Raw genomic sequence first — 7,711 nt, 5'->3', positions numbered from 1 at the left:
CACATCAACAATAAGTGTCCACACAGATTGTTTGATTAAATTGTTAAAGAGCGTGCCTTTCGGCGAGGTGCGTATATTACGCTACCAGCGAACAATGTCAACGGTTAACTTATCTTTCTAATCAACGCTAAACGTCATTAAAAGTAACCTCTTTCGTTCTCAGTCATTGGCGTTGCAGCCCGTGTCTGTGGGGTCGCATTATAGGGATATCGATCACATTGGCAAGTGTTTTATTAAGCTTCATCGCTGATTGCTGTTTTAATGTACAAATGGTTTACTATTGCTATCATTAAGTCTTTCTTATTCATAACTATGGACGCTCATTTTTATAAAGTTTGATAATTAAGAATGATTTTATTGTTTTATGATTAGTACCTTGCAATATGATTTAGGTAACATAGCGCCCTTTCTTATTTTCAGTTTTATTTTGAGTGGTATTTTATGACATTTTCTTTGGGTCAACGTTGGATCAGTGATGCAGAATCAGAATTAGGGTTAGGCACGCTTGTGGCGATAGAAGGCCGCATGTTGACTTTATTATTTGCAGCTTCGGGTGAACAACGCCTTTATTCAATTCAGGAAGCGCCGATCACGCGCGTTCGCTTTAATATAGGCGATGAAATTCTTAGCCATCAAGAGTGGAAGCTTTTGGTGAACGACGTAATAGAGACCGATAATTTAATTACTTATATCGGCACACGAATTGATACAGGGGAATCCTGTTCTTTAAAAGAAACTTTTTTAAATAACTTTATAAAATTCAATAAACCACAAGATAAGCTTTTTGCGGGACAGATAGATAAGTTCGAACGTTTTGTATTGCGTTATAAAACACTTACCCATCAACATAAACAACAAAAATCTAAGTTGCGTGGATTATTAGGTGCGCGTGTTGATCTGATACCACACCAATTTTATATTGCCGAAGAGGTAGGTAAGCGTCATGCCCCTCGTATCCTTCTAGCGGATGAAGTTGGTCTAGGTAAAACCATTGAAGCGGGTTTAATTATCCACCAGCAGTTGATAACAGGTCGTGCGAAACGTATTTTAATTGTCTTACCTGAAAATCTACAGCATCAATGGTTAGTTGAAATGATGCGACGCTTTAATCTACATTTTAGCATTTTCGATGATGCTCGCTGTAATGAAGCCTATGTGGATGAGATTAACCCCTTTGAAACTGAGCAGTTAGTTTTATGCAGTATTAATCTTCTACGTAAGAAAAAGCATTTTGAACATGCACTAGAAGCTGATTGGGATCTGTTAATAGTCGATGAAGCTCACCATCTGATTTGGGATAAAGAGAAGCCGAGTCATGAATACCAAGTTATTGAAGCACTCGCAAATCACATTCCGGGCGTTTTGTTACTCACTGCGACGCCAGAACAATTAGGCCATGAAAGTCATTTCGCTCGCTTACGCTTACTGGATCCCAATCGTTTTTTTGATTACCAATCGTTTGTTAATGAAGAAGCTGGTTATAAACCTGTTGCAAGTGCGGTTAATCAATTACTTGATAATCAGCAATTAACCAATGAGGCCAAAAACAGTATTACTGAACTACTTAGTGAGCAAGACACACAACCTCTTTTTAACATTATTGATAATCTCTCGCTTGAGAACAGTGAACGCCAACAGGCACAGCATGAGTTAATTAGTAATTTGTTAGATCGCCATGGCACCGGTCGTTTATTATTCCGCAATACACGTGCTTCCATTAAAGGTTTTCCTAAACGCTGTTTAAAATCAATTGCGCTACCTTTACCCGAACAATATAAGACTGCGATTAAAGTGTCTAAAATGCTACCTACTGGCACAATAGAGCAACAAGCCTTTACAGCACTTTATCCCGAAAAAATTTACCAAGCCTTTGAAGGTTCAGCAAGTAATTCATGGTGCTTATTTGATCCGCGTATCACTTGGCTAATTGATCTTACTATGCAGTTACGGGATGAAAAAATACTCATTATCGCAGCCCAAGCAGAAACTGCATTAGCGATTGAAGAAGCACTGCGTACACGGGAGGCAATAAAAGTTGCCGTTTTTCATGAAGGGTTATCATTAATTGAGCGAGATAAAGCGGCAGCTTACTTCGCTCAGGTAGAGCATGGTGCACAAGTAATGGTTTGCTCGGAGATTGGCTCTGAAGGTAGGAATTTCCAATTCGCACATCAACTTGTCCTGTTTGATCTTCCTATCAACCCGGATTTACTTGAACAACGTATTGGTCGTTTAGACAGAATCGGCCAGCATTGCGATATTCAAATTTATACTCCCTATTTAAAAAATACTTCACAGGAGTACCTACAGCATTGGTATGAGCAAGGCTTATCTGCTTTTACACAGACGACACCAACAGGTCACACGATTTACGAATTGATCAAAGATGATTTAATTCAGCTATTAGCCACTGGTAATAACGATAATGGTGAATTTGATAAGTTAATCCAAACAACGCGTAATTATAATCAGCAGCTGAAAAAACAACTTGAGCAAGGCCGCGATAAACTACTTGAAATCAACTCGAGTGGTATTTTACATCCGAGTGAATTGCTTGATGATCTTATTGAAGCGGATCAAAAACCTGATTTTACTCAATTTGCGTTGCAGCTGTTTGATGTTGTCGGCGTGCAGCAGGAAGATAAAGGTGAGCACTGCTTAGTCCTGCGCCCTACCGATCATATGCTAACGTCCGATTTCCCAGGGCTGAGTGAAGATGGTGCTACGGTGACGTTCAATCGTAAAACAGCATTAGGCCGTGACGATGTACAATATCTGAGTTGGGAGCATCCAATGATCAGTGGTGGCATGGAGATGATTTTAAGCTCAGATACAGGCACTACCTCTGTGGCTATTTTAAAAAACAACTCACTACCAGCAGCCTCTACTTTTTTAGAATTGATCTATATAGTTGAGGCGCTTAACACCGATAATGCACAATTAAGTCGTTTTTTGCCTACCACCCCGATTCGTTTACTACTGGATAAAAATGGCAGAAATCTAGGAGCGAATGTGACTTTTGACAGTTTTGATCGTCAACTTACCCCCATTAATCGCCATATTAGTCGCAAAATAGCCAATACTTCGCAACCACTCATTCATCAATTAATTAAAGATTCGTTACCTACTGCACAACTATTAATGACTGAGATCCTACTTGAGGCAAAAAAGGAAATGCAACAAACACTGCAGCATGAACGAGATAGACTGCAGGCATTACAAGCAGTCAACCCAAATATTCGCGAAGATGAGATTCAATATCTGCGCGATCAGCAAACCAATTTTGAACTGATCTTAGATCAAACGCAGTTGAAGTTGGACGGGATCCGCTTTATTGTTTCAACAGCATCGTAACAATTGCCGTAAAGTGATAATGCGAGAAAGCTTGAAGGGTGTTTGTTAATCCTTTAAGCTCCCTCGCATTTAAAATCGACTAACCATAAGACTTTCTATGCCGCATTTTGTCTACCATCCGCCGCAAACTCCGTATCTGGATATTCTCTATCAAGATGAATATATTGTGGTACTTAATAAACCAGCGGGTTTATTAAGTGTGCCTGGGCGTGAAAAAAAACATCGGGACAGTCTGGCACTACGCATTTTACGCGTTTGGCCTAATGCCTGCGTTGTACACCGTTTAGATTTAGCGACTTCAGGTATTATCGTGTTAGCCATGTGCAAAGCAGCACAAAGTCATATTGGACGGCAATTCCAACAAAAAAAGATTGATAAAACTTACTATGCACGCGTCGAGGGAGTTGTCAAAAAAGACGCTGGTTTAATCGATCTACCTATTCGCTGTGATTGGGAAAATAGGCCTCGGCAGATTATTGACTTTGAACAGGGTAAAAGTTCACAAACACAATGGCAGGTTATTAGACGTGACAAACAAAGCACCCTTGTCTGCCTAAAACCATTAACTGGCCGCACCCATCAACTACGGGTGCATATGCAATCACTTGGGCATGGGATAATTGGCGATGACTTTTATGCAAGTGCTTTTGGTCAGCAGCTATCGCCTGATCGCCTTGCATTGCATGCGGCCAGCATCACTTTAACTCATCCAAACACAGAACAAAGAATGACCTTTAATTGTCCGCCGCCTTTTGCGGATATTTAGCGCCATTTTACAAAAACAGATACAGCAATAAAGCAATGATAATTCATCTTTAATTGGCCACTTCCTGTTTAATATAGCGATTTGCTATATCAAGTAACGCGAATGTTGCTAAAAGCAGTAATTTAAATGATGAAACTAGTAGCCGAAAGCAATTTTATTCTCTAGTATTTATCTCTCATTTTTTATTGCAATAAATGACTTAGAGTTATCTTGGCGCGGCTATTTTATGTCGTAATAATAACAAAAAATAGCAAAGCGTAGCGACACTAACAAAGCACCACATAGACGTTTAAATAAACAAATACAAAGGCGTATAAATAAATGCTGAATATGATCCAGATCTATTCCTGCCTATTTTATTGTACGTAAAATCGACTATTCATAATAACAAGCGATCATGGACTTACTATGCAAATAGGTATACCTAAAGAGAGCCAAGAAAATGAAAACCGCGTTGCCGCGACTCCAAAAACAGTGGAGTTGCTGATCAAACAAGGTTTCACTTTTATGGTAGAAAAAAACGCCGGGACAGCCGCTAGCTTTTCGGATCAAGCTTATCAAGACTCAGGAGCCCAACTAGGCACTGATAGTGAGCAGGTATGGCAAGCAGACATTATTTTTAAAGTTAATGCGCCTAACGATAAAGAAATTGGGCAAATGAAAGAGGGGGCGACCCTAGTTAGTTTCATTTGGCCTGCACAAAATCCAGAGTTACTAAGCAAACTATCCGCTAAAAAAATTAGCGTAATTGCGATGGATTCAGTGCCTCGCACCTCTCGTGCTCAGTCACTTGATGCATTAAGTTCGATGGCAAATATCGCAGGTTACCGCGCTGTTATTGAAGCTGCTAATCAATTTGGGCGTTTCTTTACAGGACAAATTACTGCGGCAGGAAAAGTACCACCAGCAAAAGTAATGATTATTGGCGCAGGTGTTGCCGGTCTTTCTGCATTGGGTACTGCGGGCAGTTTAGGTGCGATCGTTCGCGCTTTTGATACGCGTCCTGAAGTCAAAGAACAGATCGAAAGTATGGGCGCTGAATTTCTCGAAGTAAATTACGTCGAGGAAACAGAAGTTAGTACGACTGGCTACGCAAAAACCATGAGTGCAGGCTATCAAGCTGCGCAAGCTGCGATGATGCTGGAACAAGCAAAAGATGTCGATATTATTATTACTACTGCGCTTATTCCCGGCAAACCAGCGCCTCTGCTAATTACCGAAGAGATGATTGCGGTGATGAAAGCAGGTAGCGTGATTGTTGATTTAGCAGCACAAGCTGGCGGCAACGCAGCTTTGACGGTTAAAGATAAAATTGTGCAAAGCGAGAATGGTGTGAAAATTATCGGTTTTACTGATTTGCCAAGCCGCCTACCAACACAATCAAGTCAACTCTATGCGACAAACTTAGTCAACTTAATGAAACTGCTTTGTAAAGCCAAAGACGGCACAATTAATATCGACTTTGAAGATGAAGTGATCCGCGGTGCAACCGTTATTAAAGAGGGTGAAATTTCTTGGCCACCACCAGCAATTAACGTCAGCGCACAACCTGCCGCTAAAGCTGAACCTGAAAAAGCAACTGTGATTGTTGAAGAAAAAGCACCAAACAAATGGATTAAACCTGTTGCCACTATTATTGCGGTGGGCCTGTTTGGTTGGTTAGCCGATTCTGCTCCGACCGCATTTTTAGCGCACTTCACGGTATTTATTCTTGCCTGTATCGTCGGTTATGGTGTTGTCTGGAATGTAGCTCATTCTCTACATACCCCTCTCATGAGTGTAACAAACGCTATCAGTGGCATCATAGTAATTGGTGCGCTACTCCAAGTTGGCAGTGATAATGCGGTAGTTAATGCACTATCAACGATTGCAATACTTATCGCGAGTATCAATATCGTGGGTGGTTTTACCGTTACTCACCGTATGTTGAAAATGTTCCAAAAGGATAAATCATAATGTCTCAAGGATTAATTACTGCTGCATATATCATTGCAGCCATCCTCTTTATCGCCAGCCTTAGCGGCCTGAGCAGCCAAGAAAGTGCTAAACGCGGTAACTACTTCGGTATAATAGGGATGATCATTGCGATTGTAGCAACGATCGCCAGTTCTCAAGTTTCTGGATTAGGTTATATCACTATTGCAATGGCTGTTGGCGCCGGTATCGGTGTACGCTTAGCACTTAAAGTTGAAATGACGTCAATGCCTGAGCTGATCGCAATTCTACACAGCTTTGTTGGTCTTGCTGCTGCATTTATTGGTTTCAACTCATTCTTAGGGCATGCGCCATTAATTGGTTCAGAACAAGTCATTCATAATGTTGAAGTGTTTTTAGGGATCTTCATTGGTGCAGTCACCTTTACGGGGTCACTTGTCGCCTTTGGAAAATTGAGTGGCAAAATCAATAGTTCACCACTTTCACTACCCGGAAAAAATTGGATTAATATCGCTGCAGTTGCATCATCGGCATACCTATTAGTCAGTTTTGTAACGGGTGACTTAGGCCTAGCTGCATTAATCATTATGACGGTTATTGCACTCGCCTTCGGTTGGCACTTAGTGGCTTCAATTGGTGGGGCGGATATGCCGGTTGTGGTTTCTATGCTTAACTCCTATTCGGGTTGGGCTGCCGCGGCAACAGGTTTTATGCTTTCAAATGACCTGCTAATCATTACTGGTGCATTAGTGGGCTCAAGCGGAGCAATCCTTTCTTACATTATGTGCAGAGCCATGAACCGCTCATTTGCGAGTGTTATTTTAGGTGGTTTCGGTAACGAAATCACAACAAATAGCGGTGATGAAGAGCAAGGTGAACACTTTGCAACTAGCTCGCAAGAGGTGGCAGATGCTTTGAATGCAGCTAAAAACGTCATTATCGTACCTGGTTACGGTATGGCGGTTGCTCAAGCGCAATATCCAGTGGCAGAATTAACTAAACGTCTACGTGCTAAAGGTAAAAATGTTCGTTTTGGTATTCATCCTGTAGCGGGTCGTCTGCCTGGTCATATGAACGTACTATTAGCGGAAGCAAAAGTACCCTACGATATCGTATTAGAGATGGATGAAATCAATGATGATTTCACTAAAACTGATGTTGTCCTAGTTATTGGTGCCAACGATACCGTTAACCCTGCAGCAAATGAACCCGGCACGCCGATATCAGGGATGCCTGTATTACATGTTTGGGAAGCCGAAAAAGTTGTGGTATTTAAACGTTCTATGGCATCCGGTTACGCTGGCGTTCAAAACCCACTGTTCTTTAAAGAGAACTCTGAAATGTTATTTGGTGACGCAAAAGCATCCGTTGATGCGATACTTCAATCACTATAAGTGAATTAGTCCCACATTTAAATTAAAAAGCCGAATCGATAGATTTGGCTTTTTCGTTTTATATTATTCATAACCCAATCTGAACTCCCTACCTCTCCAAAAAACAACATAGATCCAAACATGATATATAGCTATACTAGTACCTCGATTCATAAGTCCGTGTGATAATGTTCATAATTGGTTCAAGCCGACAAAGCCTTACCTTTATACGTCCATTTAAATGGTTTTGCTAAATTCTCGTTAAAATAATCAATAAAGCGCT

Annotated in this window: 4 protein-coding genes; all 4 read left to right on the top strand. The window is 40.9% G+C overall.

The genetic code is table 11. From position 1 onward, the window contains the following. Positions 1 to 441: 441 nt before the first annotated feature. Entirely contained in the window at positions 442 to 3,354 is a 2,913-nt protein-coding gene (gene rapA / locus KSO91_RS15015; RefSeq protein ID WP_238743848.1) for an RNA polymerase-associated protein RapA, read from the top strand. An 85-nt stretch (positions 3,355 to 3,439) separates the two neighbouring features. Then, on the top strand, positions 3,440 to 4,120 hold the full coding sequence (locus tag KSO91_RS15010; RefSeq protein ID WP_338049783.1) for an RluA family pseudouridine synthase: 681 nt from the start codon (positions 3,440 to 3,442) through the stop codon (positions 4,118 to 4,120). A 408-nt stretch (positions 4,121 to 4,528) separates the two neighbouring features. After that, positions 4,529 to 6,076, top strand: a complete 1,548-nt coding sequence (locus tag KSO91_RS15005) for a Re/Si-specific NAD(P)(+) transhydrogenase subunit alpha (RefSeq protein WP_238743846.1) — start codon at positions 4,529 to 4,531, stop codon at positions 6,074 to 6,076. Further along, the gene (gene pntB, locus KSO91_RS15000; protein ID WP_238743845.1) at positions 6,076 to 7,449 is read left to right on the top strand and encodes a Re/Si-specific NAD(P)(+) transhydrogenase subunit beta; all 1,374 of its coding nucleotides are present in this window, start codon (positions 6,076 to 6,078) and stop codon (positions 7,447 to 7,449) included. The genes KSO91_RS15005 and pntB overlap by 1 nt, the downstream gene beginning before the upstream one ends. Positions 7,450 to 7,711 lie beyond the last annotated feature (262 nt).

The sequence above is a fragment of the Psychromonas antarctica genome (genome assembly GCF_022267535.1).
In the GTDB taxonomy this organism is placed as follows: Bacteria; Pseudomonadota; Gammaproteobacteria; order Enterobacterales; family Psychromonadaceae; genus Psychromonas; species Psychromonas antarctica.
The sequence above is the reverse complement of the archived record's forward strand: the minus strand, read 5'-3'. Positions and strand labels throughout refer to the sequence as shown.

What these genes read in the sequence shown, in the direction of transcription:
- rapA (WP_238743848.1), top strand. Translation starts at nt 442, where the DNA reads ATGACATTTTCTTTGGGTCAACGTTGGATCAGTGATGCAGAATCAGAA.
- KSO91_RS15005 (WP_238743846.1), top strand. Translation starts at nt 4,529, where the DNA reads ATGCAAATAGGTATACCTAAAGAGAGCCAAGAAAATGAAAACCGCGTT.
- pntB (WP_238743845.1), top strand. Translation starts at nt 6,076, where the DNA reads ATGTCTCAAGGATTAATTACTGCTGCATATATCATTGCAGCCATCCTC.